Source organism: Micromonospora cathayae (genome assembly GCF_028993575.1).
GTDB lineage: Bacteria > Actinomycetota > Actinomycetes > Mycobacteriales > Micromonosporaceae > Micromonospora > Micromonospora cathayae.
Window position 1 is genome coordinate 4,423,008 of sequence record NZ_CP118615.1, and the last position, 18,471, is coordinate 4,441,478.

Annotated in this window: 13 protein-coding genes; 4 read left to right on the forward strand and 9 right to left on the reverse strand. The window is 72.0% G+C overall.

Features of this window, described 5'->3' with window-relative positions:
* The first annotated feature begins 2 nt into the window (after positions 1-2).
* On the forward strand, positions 3-770 hold the full coding sequence (locus tag PVK37_RS20130; protein WP_275029102.1) for an ankyrin repeat domain-containing protein: 768 nt from the start codon (positions 3-5) through the stop codon (positions 768-770).
* A 5-nt stretch (positions 771-775) separates the two neighbouring features.
* Here the strand turns inward: PVK37_RS20130 and PVK37_RS20135 are convergent, their stop codons facing one another.
* The 9 genes from PVK37_RS20135 to PVK37_RS20175 form a co-directional block, all read right to left on the reverse strand.
* Complete coding sequence (locus tag PVK37_RS20135; protein ID WP_275029103.1) at positions 776-1,510, reverse strand: HD domain-containing protein; 735 nt, start codon at positions 1,508-1,510, stop codon at positions 776-778.
* Between the two features lie 151 nt (positions 1,511-1,661).
* Positions 1,662-4,202: a pectate lyase family protein gene (locus PVK37_RS20140; RefSeq protein ID WP_275029105.1), complete on the reverse strand. Its 2,541-nt coding sequence runs from the start codon at positions 4,200-4,202 to the stop codon at positions 1,662-1,664.
* 115 nt (positions 4,203-4,317) lie between these two features.
* Entirely contained in the window at positions 4,318-5,946 is a 1,629-nt protein-coding gene (locus PVK37_RS20145; protein ID WP_275029106.1) for a pectate lyase family protein, read from the reverse strand.
* Positions 5,947-6,064: 118 nt separating this feature from the next.
* Positions 6,065-7,426, reverse strand: coding sequence for a pectate lyase family protein (locus PVK37_RS20150; protein ID WP_275029107.1), 1,362 nt, complete (start codon positions 7,424-7,426; stop codon positions 6,065-6,067).
* A gap of 251 nt (positions 7,427-7,677) precedes the next feature.
* Positions 7,678-8,847, reverse strand: coding sequence for a Gfo/Idh/MocA family protein (locus PVK37_RS20155; protein ID WP_275029108.1), 1,170 nt, complete (start codon positions 8,845-8,847; stop codon positions 7,678-7,680).
* Between the two features lie 232 nt (positions 8,848-9,079).
* Positions 9,080-10,573 carry a mannitol dehydrogenase family protein gene (locus tag PVK37_RS20160; RefSeq protein ID WP_275029109.1) on the reverse strand — a complete coding sequence of 498 codons (1,494 nt, stop codon included), beginning with the start codon at positions 10,571-10,573 and terminating at the stop codon, positions 9,080-9,082.
* Positions 10,564-11,868, reverse strand: coding sequence for an enolase C-terminal domain-like protein (locus PVK37_RS20165; protein ID WP_275029110.1), 1,305 nt, complete (start codon positions 11,866-11,868; stop codon positions 10,564-10,566). The genes PVK37_RS20160 and PVK37_RS20165 overlap by 10 nt, the downstream gene beginning before the upstream one ends.
* A complete protein-coding gene (gene uxaC / locus PVK37_RS20170; RefSeq protein ID WP_275029111.1) occupies positions 11,865-13,295 on the reverse strand; it encodes a glucuronate isomerase in 1,431 nt (476 codons plus the stop codon). The genes PVK37_RS20165 and uxaC overlap by 4 nt, the downstream gene beginning before the upstream one ends.
* A gap of 28 nt (positions 13,296-13,323) precedes the next feature.
* The gene (locus tag PVK37_RS20175; RefSeq protein ID WP_275029112.1) at positions 13,324-14,652 is read right to left on the reverse strand and encodes a Gfo/Idh/MocA family protein; all 1,329 of its coding nucleotides are present in this window, start codon (positions 14,650-14,652) and stop codon (positions 13,324-13,326) included.
* A 240-nt stretch (positions 14,653-14,892) separates the two neighbouring features.
* Here PVK37_RS20175 and PVK37_RS20180 point away from each other — a divergent pair, with 240 nt between their 5' ends.
* From PVK37_RS20180 to PVK37_RS20190, 3 genes are read left to right on the forward strand one after another with little or no spacing between them, the layout of a single operon-like run.
* The gene (locus tag PVK37_RS20180) at positions 14,893-16,023 is read left to right on the forward strand and encodes a LacI family DNA-binding transcriptional regulator (RefSeq protein ID WP_275029114.1); all 1,131 of its coding nucleotides are present in this window, start codon (positions 14,893-14,895) and stop codon (positions 16,021-16,023) included.
* Positions 16,024-16,042: 19 nt separating this feature from the next.
* Positions 16,043-17,383 (forward strand): ABC transporter substrate-binding protein, encoded by a 1,341-nt coding sequence (locus tag PVK37_RS20185; RefSeq protein ID WP_275029115.1) that lies wholly within the window; start codon positions 16,043-16,045, stop codon positions 17,381-17,383.
* A 30-nt stretch (positions 17,384-17,413) separates the two neighbouring features.
* The gene (locus PVK37_RS20190) at positions 17,414-18,394 is read left to right on the forward strand and encodes a carbohydrate ABC transporter permease (RefSeq protein WP_275029116.1); all 981 of its coding nucleotides are present in this window, start codon (positions 17,414-17,416) and stop codon (positions 18,392-18,394) included.
* Positions 18,395-18,471: the final 77 nt, after the last annotated feature.

Here is an 18,471-nt window from a genome sequence, read left to right on the forward strand (position 1 = left end):
GGGTGGCAGGCAGCGACGACGTACCCGTGCTGGCGGACGAGGATCCGGTGGCCGTCGCCGTGGTGCGGGCGATCCGCACCGGCGACCTCGCCACGCTGCGGCGACTGCTGGCAGCGGATCCGGACCTGGTCCACGCCCGGATCGGTGTTCCCGACGGTCGCCCCGGCAGTGCGGTGTCCAGGACCCTGCTGCACGTGGCGGCCGACTGGCCGGGGCACTACCCGAACGGGGCGGCCACCGTCGCCGTGCTGGTGGCGGCCGGTGCCGACGTCGACGCGCGGGCCGTCGGCGCGCACACCGAGACACCACTGCACTGGGCCGCCAGCAGCGGCGACGTCGAGGTGCTCGACGCGCTGCTGGACGCCGGCGCGGACATCGACGCGGCGGGCGCGGTCGTCGGCGGAGGTACCCCGTTGGACGACGCGACCGCGTTCGCGCAGTGGCGAACGGCGCATCGCCTGGTCGAGCGTGGCGCGCACCCGACGTTGTGGCACGCGGCGACGCTCGGTCTCCTCGACCGCCTGCGCGCTGACCTCGCCCGGCCCCACCCGCCGGATCCCGCCGAGGTCAGCGCAGCGTTGTGGGGGGCCTGCCACGGCGGTCAGCAGCGGGCCGCCGGGTACCTGCTCGACCACGGCGCGGACCTGAACTGGATTCCGGCCTGGGAACCGCTGACGCCGCTGGACGCCGCGACCCGCAGCGGTGCCGTCGCCCTCGCCGACTGGCTGCGGGCCCGCGGGGCCAGGTCCGCCGCCGGGTCGACGCCGTAGGGCCGTCAGGAAGGAGCGGCGCCCTGCCCGTCGAGGATCGCGTGGAAGCGTTCCTCGGCCAGGTCGAGCTGGGCGAAGATGTGCTCCTTGACGGGTGCGGAGAGCGGGGTGTCCGGCCGGGCGATAAGCTCGCGCAGCACCGGGACCAGCGGCCGGTACTTGCGGGCCGACGAGGTGACCTTCGGGCCCACGGTGTGGATCACGCCGACGCCGTTGTCGGTGAAGTCGGAGATCTTGATGACCCGGGCCCAGGGTTCGGCGTCCAGGCTGGCCGCGACGTGTTCCCGGTACTGCGTGTGCCGGTCGCGGTCCGGGTCCCAGCGCGGGTTGGTGACCGCCGCGACGAGCCGGGCCACCCGTGCCCCGAACCGTCCGGCGAGCACGTCGAGGGCGGCGCGCACCGGGTCGACGCCGTCCGGGACGTCGCCGGCCAACTCGGCTGGGTGGTCCTCCACCGCGTCGTGCAGCAACCCGGCCACGATCACGTCCACGTCGCGTACCTGGTAGTGGTGCATCATCCGGATCGCCACCCGCAGCAGGTGGTTCAGGTAGGGCTCGCGGACCCGCCGGTCGTCGCGGTGCAGGTCGGCGGCGAGGTCGAGGGCCTCGGTCAGCCGGCGCTGCGCCGCCGGCTCGAAGGTGAGCGTCTCCAGCCGGAAGCGTTCCAGCAGGCCGGGCTCGCCGTGGATCTCCGTGATCGCGTGCATCGGCATGCTGCCCAGGTACGGGGGGAAATCCATGGGTCACTTATATCGGATCGGGTGCGGCGGCCCGGCCGGGGCTCGCCGTCGCCCTGTTGACGGACGGGGCCGGTGGTGACCCTGACGGATCACCACCGGCCCCGGCGCGGTGGGACGGGGGACGGGAGACACCGCCCCACCGGGGGAAGGGTCAGACGGTGATCCGGCCCGCGCCCGCACCCGCGGTCACCGACGCCTTCACGGCGGTGGCGGCCTCCAGGGTGTACGGGTACGGGATGGCGGCCACGTCGCCGGCGCTCTCCGGGGTGCCGGAGTTGACGAAGTGGTTGTTGCGCTGGACCAGGTCGCCCGGGTCCGACTCGGCGTAGCCGACCGCGGTCGGCCGGGTCACGTTCTCGAAGTAGTTCCCCTCGACCAGCACGCCCGCGCCCATGGTGGAGGCGACGCCGTAGTCCGCGCCGAAGTAGTAGTTGTTGAACACGTGCACCGGGTCACCGAAGCGCACCCGGGGGTGGCGCTCCTTGCTGCCGTCGAACCAGTTGTGGTGGTAGGTGACCCGCAGGTGCCCGATGTCGGCGGTGTGCCCGTCGTCGTGGCCGAGCAGCATGCTCTTGGTGTGGTTCATGACCCGGTTCCACGAGACGGTGACGAAGTCGGACTCCCGCTTCACGTCGACCGCGCCGTCGTAGCCGCCGTCGAAGGTGTTGTGGTCGACCCAGACGTTCGTCGAGCCCTGCACGTTGATCGCGTCGTCGTCCCAGCCCCGGAAGGTGAGGTTGCGGATGATGACGTTGCGCGCGCCGCTGACGTTCAGCCCGTTGTCCAGGGTGGCGTTACCGCCCACCCCGAGCACGGTCTTGTTGGACCGGACGTCGTTCATCTTGTCCGGCATGGTCAGCGAGCCCTGCACCCGGATGGTCAGCGGCGCGTCCTCCTCGAGGGCGTCGGCGAGGGCCTGGCCGTCGGTGACGGTCACGGTCGCGCCGCCGGCCCCGCCGGTGGTACCGCCGTTCTGGGTGGCCCAGCCGACCGGGCCGGTGGCCGGCGGGGTGGTCGGCGGCGGCGTGGTGGCCGGGGGAGTGGTCGGCGGCGGGGTGCTGGCCGGCGGGGTGGTGGGCCCGCCGGGCAGCCCGACCTTGCCGACGCCGGCCTGTGCGGTGACCACCGCCTTGGTGTCGCAGGCGGTGCCGATGCTGTACGGGTACGGCGGGTTGGCGACGCTGCCGCCGGTCTGGCCGGCGCCGGAGTTGACCAGGCAGTTGTTCCGGGCCACCAGTCGCCCGTCACCCGAGGAGCCCTCGCCCAGGTGGTACGGGTCGTCGACGTTCTCGAAGTAGTTGCCCTCGACGATGACCCCGGCGTCCTCGGTGGAGGCGACCCCGTAGTTGCCGGTGTTCAGGTAGTAGTTGCTGTATACGTGCACCTGGTCGCCGAAGCGGACCCGCGGGTTGCGCTGGTTGGTGTCGTCGAAGAAGTTGTGGTGGTAGCTGACCTTGAGCCGGCCGACGTCCTGGGCGGCGTTGCCGTCGTCGTGGCCGAGCAGCATGTTCTTGTCGGTGCCGTCGGCGTGGTTGAAGGAGACCGTCACGTACGACGAGCCGCGCTTGATGTCGACGCCGCCATCGTTGCCGGTGGTCCAGGTGTTGTGGTCGATCCAGACGTGGTGGGAGAACATCTGCACGTTGATCGCGTCGTCGGCCCAGTTCCGGAAGTTCAGGTTCCGGATGATCACGTTGTGCACGGCGTTGGCCGGCGGGCTGGTGATCGCGTCGCTGAGCGGCAGACCGATGTTGAGGCCGCCGCCGGTGAAACCGGAGTTCGCGCCGAGGCCAACGATGGTCTTGTCCGAGGTGACCTCGTGCATCGGGCCGGGCAGCGCGATCATGCCGCTGACCTGGATGACCTTCGGTCCGGCCGAGGCGGCTTCGGTGACGAACTGACTGGCGGTGGTGACGGTGACGGTCGGGCCGCCCGCGCCGCCGGTGGTGCCGGCCTGGCCCCAGGCGTCCACCGAGGCCCAGCCGTCGGCGACGTTCGGGCCCGGGTTGCCGGTGGGCGTCGGGCCGGGCGTGGTCGGGCCCGGGGTGGTGGGCGTCGGGGTGACCCCGCCGCCGGAGGTGACCTGTACGGTGTCGAACTCGGCGCTGGCGTTGAAGGTCGCCACGCCGATCCGGCCGGTGGCGTACCGGGTGTCGGTCGCCTCGGTGAGCAGGGTGCCGTCGACGTACCCCCTGAGGGAGTTGCCGGCGACGTCCAGCCGGACCGTGTAGGTGGTGCCGGTGGCGACCGTCAGCGGAGCGCTGTCCAGCGTGGTGGAGGAACCGCCGGCCAGGCTCTTGAGTTCGACGGTGTTGTTGCTGCGCAGGGCCAGGTAGTAGTAGCTGGTGTTGCTCTGGGCGCGGGCCAGTAGCGCGACGAACCGGTTGCTGCCGTTGAAGGCGGTCGGTTTGACGGTGGCCTGCACCGAGTAGTCGGTCCAGCCCGCCGTGCCGGCGAGGGACCGGGCGTCGCTGCTGGTGCCGGTCTGCCGGTAGGTCTGGGCGGCCACCGACCAGCTTCCGCCGGACGGGGTCCAGCCGGTGGAGTTGCCGTCGGCGAAGTCGTCGGAGAACAGGGTGTCGGCGTAGGCGGTGGCGCCCATGCCGAGGGCGAGGGTGACCGCGGTGAGCGCGGCCCCGATCGCGACGAGCAGGCCCCGGCGGTGTCGGCGCCAGGTGGTGTTCCGGTTCACGGAACCTCCTCGGGGTGGTGTTTGCCCTGGTGGGGCGACTGCATGACCAAGGCATCGACGAAGATCGATGTCCTGGGCCCGGGTCGGCCCGGGGACGCGGGCCGACCCGGGGGTCCTAGAAGCCGATCTTCCCGGTGCCGGCGCCGGCGGTGACGACCGCCTTCACGCTGGCCGGGTCGGTCAGCTGGTACGGGTAGAACGTGCTCGGCTCGGTGACCGTGCCACCGGCGTCACCGGGCTCGCTGGTGCCGACCAGCACGTTGTTCCGGGCGACCATCCGCCCCCGGCTGCCGGAGTAGCTGACCGTCCACGGCACCTCGACGTCCTCGAAGTAGTTGCCCTCGACCACGCAGCCCGAGTTGAGCTGGCAGGCCACCCCGGCGTCGGTGTTGTAGACGTAGTAGTTGTTGAACACGTGCACCGGGTCGCCGAACCGTACCCGCGGATTGCGCTGCGGGGTCCGGTCGAACCAGTTGTGGTGGTACGTCACCCGCAGGTACCCGGTGTCCTGCGCGGCGTTGCTGTCGTCGTGCCCGAGCAGCATGTTCTTGGTGTGGTGGTGGGTGTGGTTCCACGACACCGTCACGTACGACGAGCCACGCTTGATGTCGATCAGCCCGTCGTAGCCGGCGGACAGGTCGTTGTGGTCGATCCACACGTGGTGCGAGAACATCTGCACGTTGATCGCGTCGTCCGGGGTGTTCCGGAAGTTCAGGTTCCGGATGATCACGTTGTGCACCGCGTCGGCCGGCGGGCTGGTCACGTTGCTCACCGGCAGGCCGACGTTGAAGCCGCCGCCGGTGACCCCGGAGGACGCGCCGACACCGACGATGGTCTTGTCCGAGCTGACGTCGTGCATCGGCCCCGGCAGGGCGATCATCCCGCTCACCTTCACGGTCAGCGGACCGGGCGTGGCGATCGCGGTGAGCAGCTCGGCCGCGGTGTCCACGGTGACCGTCGGGCCGCCCGCCCCGCCGGTGGTGCCGTTCTGGCCGAGCGCGTTCACCGACGCGAACCCGATCGGCTTGCCCGGGTCGGTGGGCGGCTCCGTCGGCGGCAGCGACGGCGTCGGGGTCGGGCCGCCGGTCGGGGTACCGGTCGGCGGGGCGCCGCTGGCGGTGGCGACCGCCACGTCGTCGAAGGTGGCGCTGGCGTACGAGGTGGCCAGCCCGGCCCGCCCGGCGGCGAACGCGCTGTCGGTGGCCTGCACCACCAGTGCGCCGTTGAGGTAGCCGCGCAGCGAACTGCCGACCGCCTCCAGCTTGAGCGTGGACCAGGTGCCGACGACCACGCCACCCGCGGCGGAGCCGAGCACCACCGGGTCACCGCCCGATCGCCGGACCAGTTGCACCCCGCCGCCGGCGGTGGCGACCAGCGCGTAGTAGCTGCTGCTGCTCTGCGCCCGGGCGATCACGCCGACGTGCCGGTTCGCGGCGGCGTAGGCGGTGGGCTTCACCCGGGCCTGTACGGCGTAGTCCGTCCAGGTGGACTGGCCGGCCAGGGCGCGGGCGTCGCTGCTGGTGCCGGACTGCCGGTAGGCCGGTGATCCGTCGGTCACCACCGACCAGCTTCCCCCGGACTTCGCCCAACCGGTCGCGTCCCCGTCGTCGAAGGTGTCGGTGAACAGGGTGTCGGCGTACGCCGTCGTGGTGCCGAACAGCACCGCGCCCGCGGCGAGCGCGCCGGCGGCCAGGACGGCGGCGACGCCTCTCGTCGGGCGGCCACGGATCGGACGTCGGTCCATCGCATCCTCCAGGTGGTGGGAAGGGGTGGGGTGGGTGGGCCGCCGCGCGGAGCGCGGGCGCGACGGCCCACCCGACGGGCGGGCACGTGCTGGGGGCGGCCCGCCCGGCTCGGAGGTGTTACAGCGGGAGCCGGTCGGCTCCGGCGAGCGCCCCGACCACGACCGGCACCAGCGGGGCCGGCAACGGCCGACCGGTTCGCAGCGTCGGCGTCCAGCCGGCGTCCGTGCCCAGGTCGGGGTCGTGGGCGGCGTTGTACGCGGCCACCAGGTCGACCTGGCGGGGCAGCGCGCCGTCGGCCCGGACCCAGTTGCCCCGGGTGGTCGCCGCGGTGCCGCCCCAGTCGTAGAGCAGGTCCCCGGCGGTGACCCCGGCGTCGAGGGAGAAGTAGTTGTTCTCCGCGTACACCGCCGACTGGACCCCGACGCCGATGGCGTACTCGAAGCCGTCGCCGCCGAGCCGGTACCAGTTGTTGTAGATGTCGACCTGGCCGAAGCGGACCCGGGGCAGCCGCTGGAGCACCTGGTCGAACATGTTGTGGTGCAGGGTCACCTTGAGCCGTCCGACGTCCGGGCCGACCGTGTTGGACGAGCCGATCAGCATCAGCTTGTCCCGGCCGGTGAACCGGTTGTACGAGGCGGTGACCAGGCTGGCGGTGTGGGTGATGTCCAGCGACCCGTCGTGCACCTGGTACGGCCGGCCGAAGTGCACCGGCTGGGCGCTGTCCGGGTTGTCGCCGTCGGTGAAGGTGTTGTGGTCGATCCAGACGTGCTCGCTGCGGCGTACCGAGATCTGGTCGTACTGCGAGTTCCAGTTGCCGGCGCTGCCGTCCGTGGGCGACCAGGCCGGGAAGCAGTCCCGGGCGTCGTCGAAGGTCAGGTTCCGGACGATCACGTTGCTGGCCGTGTCGATCATCAGGGTCAGCCCGGTCAGCGTGGCCCCGCGCAGGCCGACGATGGTGGTGTTCGGGCCGACGTTGATCTGGGTGTGCTTGGTCTGGTTGGCCACCGAACGCACCCGGGCCGCCTCCAGCGGGCCGGTCGGCGGCACCATGCCCCACACCGCCGGGTCGTACGCGGCCAGGTAGGCCGGCAGCGAGTACTCCGGGTCGGCCAGGTCGGCGCAGTCGAGCAGGCTGCCGTCGGCGGCCTCGAACCCGTCGACCACCCCGTCGACCACGATGACCTTCGGGGTGGCGTTGGTGCGGTTGGTGGCGTTGTCACCGCCCAGGGCCCGGACCAGGTCGGCCCGGCTGCGGACCAGGTGCACCTGGTCGGCGCTGGCGGCCGAGCCGCCGGTGGTGCCGGTGCCGTCGGCGGCCCAGCCGTCACCGGTGGGCAGGGTCTGGCGGGCGAAGCGTTCGACGTGCCGGGGGACCGGCCCGTCGGTGCCGCCGCCGCCCGGGGCGGCGGACACCGCCGCACCCGGGACGAGGAGCAGGGACAGGGCGACCAGGGCCGCCCCCGGTAGACGTGCGCGCATGGGGACTCTCCGAAGTGGTCTGTCGTGCCGGCGGACTTCGTAACAGGTACGAAATGCCGATGCCTCGACAGTAAGGAAAATCACTAAAGAGAGTCAATGCATAATGTATGCAGCTATTTTGCACTTAATGGCGGCAAGGGGAATTCGCCCGACCGATTCCGGCCGAGAACGCGGTGGTTACGCCCGTTTTACCGAAGCGGAGAACCGCCCGTCTTTTGCAGTGCGTTTCCGTGGGCCCGGAGCCCGCCGCGTCAGCCCTCCTCCTTCTCCACCAGCTCGAACCGCGCCGGCGGCACCGCCCACGGCACCGCCAGCTCCGACAACAGCGCGCCCGCCTCCGCCGCCCGCCGCAGGTTCCCGTTCACCCCGCGTACCGTCACCACCCGGTCCGGACCGGTACCCGACCCGGTCACCAGGTCACCGTCGAGCAGCGTCGGCTCGGGCGCCTGCTGGATCACCTCCAGCACCGTCGTGAACGGCGCGGTCCGGGCCAACGGCGCGATCAGCGGCACCCCGTCGGCCCGGTGTTCGAGCAGGTTCTCCAGCAGCCCGACCCGGCCGGGCACGCTGCGTGGCCCGTCGTCCCCGGGCAGCAGCAACCGGTCCGTCGGGTACTCCAGCACCGCCCGTCCGGCGGTACCGTCCACGATCACCTCACCCCGGACGAAGTCCTCCCCGGCCAGCGTCACCGCCGCCACGATCGGCGGCCCCGACCGGCAGGTCACCCGCATCGCCGCGGTGTCGTCCACCTCGATCGGGCGGACCCGGTACCGTTCCAACTCCACCACGGTCGGGGAGACCGGACGGCCGACGATCGCCTCGGCCACCGCCAGGCACTGCATCCAGGCGTGCGCGAGCGGGTTGGCCAGCACCCCGTCCAGCACCGGCCGCCCGTCCAGCTCCCGCCGGCCGGCCCAGGGCGCCCGCGCGTAGTAGCCGTCCGTGCGCTGCCAGGCGGCGACCGTGCCGATGCTCACCACCCGGCCCAGCCGGCCCTCCGCCACCGCCGCGACCAGCCGGGTCAGCGCGGCCGAGCCGAGCGCCTGGAACCCGACCTGGCAGACCCGACCGGACCCGGCCAGCGCCGCCGACAACTCCTCGTGCTCGGCCGTCGACAGCACCGGCGGCTTCTCCAGCAGCAGATCCGCCCCGGCGACCAGCACGTCCCGGGCGATCGGCAGGTGGGTGTGCGGTGGCGTGCACACCACCACCACGTCCGGCCGGGTCGCGCGCAGCATCTCCCGGTGGTCGGTGAACAGCCCCGTACCGGCCGGCACCGGCGCGTCCGGGTCCGGCTCCACCGGCCGTACGTCGACCAGCGCGACCAGCTCCAGCCGGCCCGCCGCGTGCAGCGGCGCGATCACCCGACGGTGCCAGATACCGTGCCCGTTCGCCCCGACCACCGCCACCCGGGGGGTCACCGGATCTCCTTCGTTCGCGACTGCGGGGCTCGCAAACCCGGCTCACTCCTCGCGCTCACCGGATCTCCTTCGTTCGCGGCTGCGGGGCTCGCAGGCCCGGCTCACTCCTCGCGCTCACGGGGCCACCTTCGTTCGCGGCTGCGGGGCTCGCAGGCCCGGCTCACTCCTCGCGCTCACAGGCTCACCTTCGTTCGCGGCTGTGGGGCTCGCAGGACCGGCTCACTCCTCGCGCTCACGGGGCAGCACCCGCCAGGGTCGCCGGGACGCCGTGCCGGTCCAGGTCGGTCAACCAGCCGGTCACCGCCGCCCGCACCTCCTCGTCGGCGCTCAGCTCGGCCGGGAACACCTCGGTCAGCCCGAACAACGCGTCCACCAGCCCGGCCGGGGTGTCCGGATGCGCCGCCAGGGCCGCCCGGATCCGGTCGGCGAGCGGGTCGTCCAACGGCAGCACCGTACCGTCGTCGGCCCGGCCCCGGACGAACCGCATCCAGGCGGCCACCACCAGCGCAGCCCAACGTGCCTCCCGACCGGCCGCCCGCAGGTCGGCGATGGTGTGCAGGACCCGCTGCGGCAGCTTCTGCGAACCGTCCATCGCCACCTGGAGGGTGCGGTGCCGGATCGCCGGGTTACCGAACCGGGCCAACGCCTGCTCGCCGTAGTCGACCACCGACACCCCGTCCGGCGGGGTGAAACTGGCCGCCACGTCCTCGGCGATCAGCCGGCGCAGCACCGTCGCCAGGTGCGGCACGGCCAGCGCGTCGGCGATGGTCTCCCGACCGGCCAGCGCGCCCAGGTACGCCGCCGTCGAGTGCACCCCGTTGAGGGCGCGCAGCTTCAGCCGCTCCCAGGCCCCCGCGTCGTCGGTGAGCACCGCCCCGGCCGACGCCCAGTCCGGCCGGCCGCCCGGGAAGTCGTCCTCGATCACCCACTGCATGTACGGCTCGGCCGCCACCGCCGCCCGGTCCACCACGCCGAGCGCCTCCCGCGCCACGGCGAAGGTCTCCTCGGTGCTGGCCGGGACGATCCGGTCCACCATGGTGCCCGGGAACGTGACGCAGGCGGACACCCAGCCGAGCACCCGGTCCGGCACCCGCGCGTACGCCAGCGACTGCTCCACCAGCCCGCGCAGCCGGCGGCCGTTGGCGGGCAGGTTGTCGCAGCTCACCAGGGCCAACGGCCCAGCGTCCGCGGCGGCGCGGGCGAGCAGGCCGCGTACCAGCAGTCCCGGCACGGTGACCGGCGGCCGGTCGGTGGTCAGGTCGGCCACCACCTCCGGGTCCGGCCGCAGCTTCCCGCTGACCGGGTCGAGCTGGTACGCCTTCTCGGTGACGGTCAGCGTGACCACCCGGATCGCCGGGTCGGCGAGCAGGGCCACCACGGCGGCCGGGTCGCTGGCCGCGTGCCGGACCCCGGCGAGCGCCCCCACCACGCGGGTGTGGCTGCCCTCGGCCGAACTGGTGGTCACGCTGAACAGCCCGTCCTGGGCGGCGAGCGTGGTGACCAGCCCGGTGCTGCGTGGCGCGACCCCGACGATGCCCCAGTCGCCACCGGACCGGGCCAGCGCCGCCTCGGTGTAGACCGCCTGGTGCGCCCGGTGGAACGCGCCCAGCCCCAGGTGCACGATGCCGGCCGGCACCGTCCCGGGGCGTACCAGCGGCCGACTGGCCTCGGGCAGCCGGCGCAGCACGCTCACCCCGAGCGTGGCCGCCCCCACGGTCAGCGCCATACCGGGCCGTCCGGGAACCGGAACTCGGCGACCGACTCCGGCTTCATCGTCGCGCTGTAGCCGGGCTCGGTGGGCAGCAGGTACCGCCCGCCCCGGGTCCGTACCGGGTCGACGAAGTGCTCGTGCAGGTGGTCGACGTACTCCACCATCCGTCCCTCCAGGCTGGTGCCGACCCGCAGGAAGTCGAAGACCGCCAGGTGCTGCACGTACTCGCAGAGGCCCACCCCGCCGGAGTGCGGGCAGATCGGCACCCCGAACTTCGCCGCCATCAGGATCTCGGCCAGCACCTCGTTCACCCCGCCGACCCGGCACGAGTCGATCTGCATCACCCCGATCGCCTCGGCCTGGAGCAGCTGCTTGAAGATCACCCGGTTGGCGGCCACCTCGCCGGTGGCGACCCGGCACCGGCCGCCGGTCAGCTCGGTGACCGCGCGGGCGATCCGGGCGTGCCCGAGGATGTCGTCGGCGTGCGTCGGCTCCTCGATCCAGTACGGGTCCACCTCGGCCAGCGCCGCCATGTTGGTGATCGCCTCGTCGACGTCCCACACCTGGTTGGCGTCCATCATCAGCAGCGCGTCCGGACCGATCTCGGACCGGATGATCCGGGCCCGCCGCAGGTCGTCGGCGGGCGGACCGCCGACCTTCATCTTCATCGCCCGCCAGCCGGCCGCGTACGCCTCGCGGGTCAGCGCCCGCACCTTGTCGTCCGGGTAGCCCAGCCAGCCGACCGAGGTGGTGTACGACGGGAAGCCGTCCCGCTCCAGCAGAGCGATCCGGTCGGCCATCCCGTCGCGGCCCTTGTCCAGGATGGTGGCCGCCTCGTCCGGGGTGAGCGCGTCGGTGATGTGGTGGAAGTCGACGCTGGCGACCAGTTCCTCGGTCGACAGTTCGGCCAGGAACCGCCACATCGGCTTGCCGGCCAGCTTGGCCCGCAGGTCCCACACCGCGTTGACCAGCGCGCCGGTCGCCATGTGGATGACGCCCTTCTCCGGCCCCAGCCAGCGCAGCTGCACGTCGGCGCTGAGCGACCGCCAGAACGTCACCTGGTCGGCGGCGATCTCCTCGACCGTCTTCCCCTCGACGTGGTGGGCGAGGGCCCGGACGGCGGCGCAGGTGATCTCGTTGCCCCGGCCGTTGGTGAAGGTGAAGCCGGCCCCGGTGACGCCCGCGTCGGTGCGCAGCTCCACGTAGGTGGCCGAGTAGTCGCCCTTGTTGATCGCGTCCGAGCCGTCGCCGGTCCGGGCGGTGGGGAACCGGACGTCGTGCACCTCGACGCCGGTGATGGTGACCGTCATGCCTTGACCCCGATCTTGAAAACCTTCTTCGGCAGCCGGTACGCCAGGTCGACGATGGTCTCGGCCGCCTCGTCCTCGGCCAGCCGGTGTTCGGCGACCAGCCGGGCCAGGAAGGCCGCGTCGACCCGACGGGCCACGTCGTGGCGTACCGGGATGGAACAGAACGCGCGGGTGTCGTCGACGAACCCGGCGGTGTTGTAGAAGCCGGCCGACTCGGTGACCGACTCACGGAACCGGCGCAGCACCTCGGGGGAGTCCAGGAACCACCAGGGCGCGCCCAGGTAGAGGGCGGCGTACCCGCCGGCGAGCGGGGCCAGCTCCCGGCTGAACGTGTACTCGTCGAGGGTGTAGACCACCAGGGTCAGCCGGGGGTCGTTGCCGTACGCGTCCAGCAGCGGGGTCAGCGCGTGCAGGTACTCGGTGGCCTGCGGGATGTCGCCGCCGACGTCCCGACCGTGGGTGGCGTACAGCCACCGGTTGTGGTTGCGTACCGCGCCCGGGTGCAGCTGCATGACCAGCCCGTCGTCCAGCGACATCCGGGCGAACTCCACCAGCATGTGCGCCCGGAACGCCTCCGCGTCGGCCGCGTCGGCCTGCCCGCGCCGGCCCTTGTCGTACAGCGCCGCCGCCTCCGCCGCGCTCAGGTCCAACGTCAGGGCGGTCAGGTGACCGTGGTCGGAGGAGGTCGCGCCGGCCGCGATGAACGCCTCCCGGCGTCGCCGTAGCGCGCGCAGGAACCCGTCGTACGTGCCGGTGTCCTCGCCGGAGACCTCGGCGAGCTGGTCGACGTTGGCCGACCAGTTCTCGAACTCCATGTCCACCACGTTGTCCGGCCGGAAGGTGGTGATCACCCGGCCGCCGGGGCCGCCCCAGCCGTCGGCGGCCAGCTTGGCGTGCCGGCCCAGGTCGTCCAGGGGCGACTCGGTGGTGGCGAGCACCTCGATGCCGAACCGCTCGAACAGCGCCCGGGGCCGGAACTCCGGCTCGGCCAGCCGGGCGGCGATGGCGTCGTACACCTCGTCGGCGGTGGCCGGCGACAGCGCCGTCGACACCCCGAAGACCTCCCGGAAGGTCTGTTCCAGCCACAACCGGGACGGGGTGCCCCGGAACAGGTGCCAGTGGTCGGCGAACCGTCGCCAGATGGTCCGGCCGTCGGTCTCCACCGGGCTCCCGTCGACCGCCGGCACCCCCAGCTCCGCCGGGCGTACCCCCTGGCTGAGCAGCATCCGGGTGACGTAGTGGTCCGGCACGATCAGCAGCTGCGCCGGGTCGGGGAAGGGCCGGTCCTCGGCCAGCAGCGCCGGGTCGACGTGCCCGTGCGGCGAGATGATCGGCTGCTGCGCCGCGAGGGCGTACAGCTCCCGGGCCAGGGCACGTTGCCCCGGCTCGGCGGGGAAGAGCAGGTCGGTGCGGTTCGCGGTGGGCACGGGTGGGGCTCCTCGGCGGATGGGCGGGTCAGGGCAGGGTCAGCAGGTCGGCGACCCGGACCGGCTGCCCGGTGTCGAAGGACCGGTTGGCGGCCAGCCCGGTGAGCAGGGCCAGCGCGCCGTCGCGGGCGGTCGCGGCCCGGCCCATCGGGTCGGGTTCGCCACCGAACAGCACCTTGGTCATCCGGGCGTCCGCGCCGCCGTGCCCGTGGCGGGTGTACCCCTCGACCGGCACCTGCTGCGGCGGGGTCCAGAACGGTCGCAGCGTGATGGTGGCCGCGCCGGCCTCGGCGGCGGCCTCGGTGCCGTGCAGGGCGGCGCCCTTGAGCGCCCCGGCGGCCTGCGGGCTGACGAAGTCGCTCTCGACGACCTCCAGCTCCAGCCGGCCCCGGCTGCCGTTGACCATCACCCGGTAGCCCTCCCACGGGGCGTACGCGGTCAGGTGGTAGGTCATGGTCGCGCCGGTGTCGTAGCGGGCCAGCACCGCCATGTCGTCCTCGATGGTGACGCCGGGGGCGAAGACGTTCTGGTCGCGGTGGTAGCCGTCGGCGACCTCGGCGTCCAGGTACAGCTCCTTCAGGCGGGGGTGTTCGGCCAGCCGCAGGGCGAACGGGTCGTCGGCCGCGGCGGGGGCGGCGTGCGCCCGGTCGTAGTCGCGGGCGTAGCCGTGCCGCCGGCCGTGCTCGCCGTAGAAGAACAGCCGCCCGGCCGCGTACACCTCGACCGGGGTGGCGTCCAGCCACCAGTTGACCAGGTCGAAGTGGTGGCTGGCCTTGTGCACCATCAGCCCGCCGGAGTTGGCCCGGTCCCGGTGCCAGCGGCGGAAGTAGTCCGCGCCGTGCCGGACGTCGAGCAGCCACTCGAAGTGCACCGACCCGATCTCGCCGACCGCGCCGTCGGCGAGCAGCTGCCGGACCTTCTCGTGCAACGGGTTGTAGCGGTAGTTGAACGCCACCCTTACCTGCCGGCCGGTGGCCGCCACCGCGTCGAGGATCCGCTGGCAGCGGGGCGCGTCGACGGTCATCGGCTTCTCGGTGACCACGTCGCAGCCGGCGTGCAGGGCGGCGACGATGTACTCGTCGTGGGTGACGTCGGTGCTGGTCACCAGCACCACGTCCACCCGCTCCTTGGCCAGCATGGCGGCGAACTCGTCGGCGGGGTACGTCGGCACCGGCGGGTGGCCCAGCTCGGTCAGCCAGCGGTTGTGCGCGTCCATCCGCACCTGGTTGACGTCGGCGAAGGCGACCAGCTCGGCGGTGTCGGCGTGGTCGAGCACCAGCGCCCGCACGAACATCTCGGCGCGGGCCCCGGTTCCCACCAGGGCGTGCCGGACCCGCGTTCCGGTTCCGGATGACATCGTGATCGCCTCCCGGCGGCTGCAAAGGTTTGCAGCGAAGGAACCACGTCGGTTACGTCCACGTCAACGGTCGATGCCAAAGCGGCGGAGAACATCCCGTTTTGGTGGGGTATCAGTGGGCGGAACGGTGCCCGCCGAAACGGAATCGACATCAAAGAACCCGTTGACAGCAACACAACCGTTTGCATTAATTGGCGACACCCACGTGACCACAGCCACACCCGCAACCGAGGGGTCGCCGTGCCAGCCACCATCCGAGACGTCGCGCGGGCCTCCGGCGTGCACATCTCCACGGTCTCCCGCACGTTCTCGGCCCCGCACCTGGTCAACCCCGAGACCCGGGTCCGGGTCCTCGCCTGCGCCGAGGAACTCGGCTACCGCCCGAACCGGGCCGCCCGGGCGCTGATCACCGGCCGGACCCACAACATCGGCCTGATCATCGCCGACATCGCCAACCCCTTCTTCCCGCCCCTGATCAAGGCGGCGGAGAGCCAGGCCCGCCACCGCGACTACCACGTCTTCGTCGCCGACACCAACGAGGACCCGGTCGCCGAGGAGGAACTGGTCCACGCCATGGCCAAGCAGGTCGACGGGGTGCTGCTGTGCAGCCCCCGGATGAGCAACAGCCTGATCGAGCAGCTCAGCCGGGAAGTCCCGCTGGTGGTGATAAACCGCCAGGTGACCGGGCTGCCGTGCGTGATGATGGACGTCGCCCAGGGCGCCCGGCTGGCCATCGAACACCTGCTCGACCTCGGGCACCGGAAACTGGCCCTGCTCAGCGGTCCCCGGGGCTCGTGGACCAGCCGGGAACTACGCCGGTCCGCCGTCGCGGCGGCCCGCAGCGGCGGTGCCGAACTGACCGTGCTCGGCCCCAACCCACCCACCGAGACCGGCGGCGCCGGCCTGGCCGACCAGGTCCGTCGCGCCGAGGTCACTGCGGTGCTCGCCTACAACGACCTGATGGCGATCGGGCTCATCGAAGGGCTCGACGCGCTCGGGATCCGGGTGCCGCAGGACGTGAGCGTCGTCGGGATCGACGACATCGCGCTCAGCCGGCTCACCCGACCCAAGTTGACGACGGTGGCCACGCCTACCGCGGCCGCCGGCCGGACGGCCGTCGACATGCTGCTGCAACACGACACCGGGGTCCGTGCCCGGGGCGTCCGCAACGGCACGTCCGACGACCGTCGCACCACCGCACAGGTAATGCTCCAGACCGAACTGGTCATCCGCGACTCGACCGCACCCGCACCCCTGGACGGTCGGAACCGTCCCGGTGCCGCCTGCACCGACCCGGACCCGGACCCGCACTGCACTGCGGGCCCGGGTCACCCGGCGACGGCGACCACCGGTGACGTCGTCGCCTCCTAACGCCAAGGAGTGAGCGCACATGCACCCCGCAACCACCACCACTGCCGGCCCGCCCTCCGGGCCTTCCCACCGTACCCCCCGCCGGAGGCTGCTCCGTGGGCTGCTCGCCACGGTCGTCGCCCTGCCGCTGGTGCTCGGCGCCGCGGCCTGCGGTGACGACGAGGCGGCCAGCTCCGACCCGGACGCCCCGGTCAAGCTCTCCATCTTCTGGTGGGGTGGCGAGGCCCGGGCGAAGCTGACGGAGGAGGCGCTGGCCCTCTACACCGCGAAGCACCCGAACGTCACGTTCGAGAAGACCTGGCAGGCCAACCAGGGCTACTTCGACAAGCTGGCGACGCTGACCGCCGGTGGCAACCCGCCGGACATCTTCCAGATCGACGACAACTACCTGTCCGAGTACGCCTCCCGCAACACCACGCTCGACCTGAACAGCTACAAGGACGACGGCAAGCTCGACGTGTCGAAGTTCCCGGAGAGCCTCTGGCAGTACGGCGTGGTGGACGGCAAGCTCGCCGGCATGGCCGCCGGGGAGAACACCCAGGGCCTGGTCTACAACAAGACCCTGCTGCAGAAGAACGGCCTCCCCGAGCCGACCACCGGCCAGAGCTGGGAGGAGCACATCGCCTGGGCCGAGCAGGTCGCGAAGAAGACCAAGCTGGGCACCCAGGACCCGAGCGCCGACTACAAGGCGTTCTGGGTGTGGCTGCGCCAGCAGGGCAAGGACCTGTACAACGGCAACGACCTCGGCTTCACCGAGGAGGACGTGACCAGGTGGTTCGAGCTGTGGAAGGGCGCCCGGGACCGCAAGGCCACCCCCACCCCGGACGTCATCCACGAGGGCAACGCCACCGACATCACCAAGCAGCTCGTGGTCACCGGCAAGGCGGCCACCTCCTGGGTGTGGGTCAACCAGATGCCCGAGCTGAAGAAGAACACCAAGGACGAACTGGGCGTCATCGCCTACCCGGGTGACCCGAGCGCGCAGTGGGCGCGGGCCTCGATGTACTGGTCGGTGTTCCGGGGCAGCAAGCACAAGGACGTCGCGGTCGACGTGCTCAACTTCCTCGCCAACGACCCGGAGGCGGTCAAGATCCTCGGCACCGACCGGGGCCTGCCCAGCAACCTCGACCTGCGCAAGCAGGTCAGCGACGCGGTCGCCGACCCGGCCATGAAGCAGTCCATCCAGGTGGAGTCGGACCTCGCGGCGAAGTTCGGCCAGGCCCCGCAGGTGCCGATCAAGGGCCACAGCAAGGTCCGCTCCGAGCTGATCAAGGCCGCCGAGGAGGCTCAGTACGGGCGGTCCACCCCGGCCGAGGCCGCGAAGCAGTTCGTGGCCGCCAGCAAGTCCGCCATCGCCTGACCTGACGACGCTCGGAGAGGAGTCGGTCCTGTGGCCCTGACCACCGCGCCCGACCCGACCCGCCGCGGCACCGGATCCGTCCGGCCCCACGCCAAGCGTGGGGCCGGCGGGTTCCGGAACAGCGAAGGTCTGGCGGGTTACGTCTTCCTGTCGCCCTGGCTCATCGGCCTGATGGCCGTCACGGCGATCCCCATGCTGCTCTCGCTCTACCTGAGCTTCACCAACTACGACATCCTGACCCCCTGGTCGGAGGTCGAGTGGGTGGGCTTCGCGAACTACGAGAAGATGTTCACCAACGACCCGTCCTACTGGCACGCGGTCCAGGTGACGCTCAAGTTCGCCCTGATCGCGGTGCCGCTGAAGCTGGCCGCCGCGCTCGGGGTGGCCCTGCTGCTCAACCGCGCGTTCCGCGGCGTCGGGCTGTTCCGGGGCCTGTTCTACCTGCCGTCGCTGCTCGGCGGCAGCGTCGCGCTCGCCATCGTCTGGGTCAACATGTTCAACCGGGACGGGGCGTTCAACTCGCTGCTCGGCCTGTTCGGCATCGAGGGCAAACCCTGGGTCAACGACCCGGACTGGGCGCTGGAGACCCTGATGGTGCTGGCCATCTGGCAGTTCGGCGCGCCCATGGTGATCTTCCTGGCCGGGCTGAAGCAGGTGCCGACCGAGCTGTACGAGGCCGCCTCGGTCGACGGGGCCAACAGGTGGCGGCAGTTCCGCGCCGTCACCCTGCCGATGCTCTCCCCGGTCATCTTCTTCAACCTGGTGCTGGAGACCATCAACGGCTTCCAGGGCTTCACCGCCGCGTTCGTGCTCAGCAACGGCACCGGCGGCCCGGTGGACTCCACCCTGATGTACACGCTCAACCTGTACATCGCCGGGTTCACCGACCTGAACATGGGCTACGCCTCGGCGATGGCCTGGGTGTTCCTCATCGCCATCGCGGTCATCACGGTGGTCTTCTTCAGCACCGGACGCTTCTGGGTGCACTACTCCGACGGGGAGGACCGGTGACCGCGCTCGCAACTCCGGCGGTGGCCCGCCGCCCGCGCCGCGACGGAGGCCGCCGCGCCGTACGCGTGCTCGTGCTG

Coding starts and splice junctions, on each gene's coding strand:
- PVK37_RS20135 (WP_275029103.1), bottom strand. CDS start 1,510: ATGGATTTCCCCCCGTACCTGGGCAGCATGCCGATGCACGCGATCACG.
- PVK37_RS20145 (WP_275029106.1), bottom strand. CDS start 5,946: ATGGACCGACGTCCGATCCGTGGCCGCCCGACGAGAGGCGTCGCCGCC.
- PVK37_RS20150 (WP_275029107.1), bottom strand. CDS start 7,426: ATGCGCGCACGTCTACCGGGGGCGGCCCTGGTCGCCCTGTCCCTGCTC.
- PVK37_RS20160 (WP_275029109.1), bottom strand. CDS start 10,573: ATGGCGCTGACCGTGGGGGCGGCCACGCTCGGGGTGAGCGTGCTGCGC.
- PVK37_RS20165 (WP_275029110.1), bottom strand. CDS start 11,868: ATGACGGTCACCATCACCGGCGTCGAGGTGCACGACGTCCGGTTCCCC.
- PVK37_RS20175 (WP_275029112.1), bottom strand. CDS start 14,652: ATGTCATCCGGAACCGGAACGCGGGTCCGGCACGCCCTGGTGGGAACC.
- PVK37_RS20185 (WP_275029115.1), top strand. CDS start 16,043: ATGCACCCCGCAACCACCACCACTGCCGGCCCGCCCTCCGGGCCTTCC.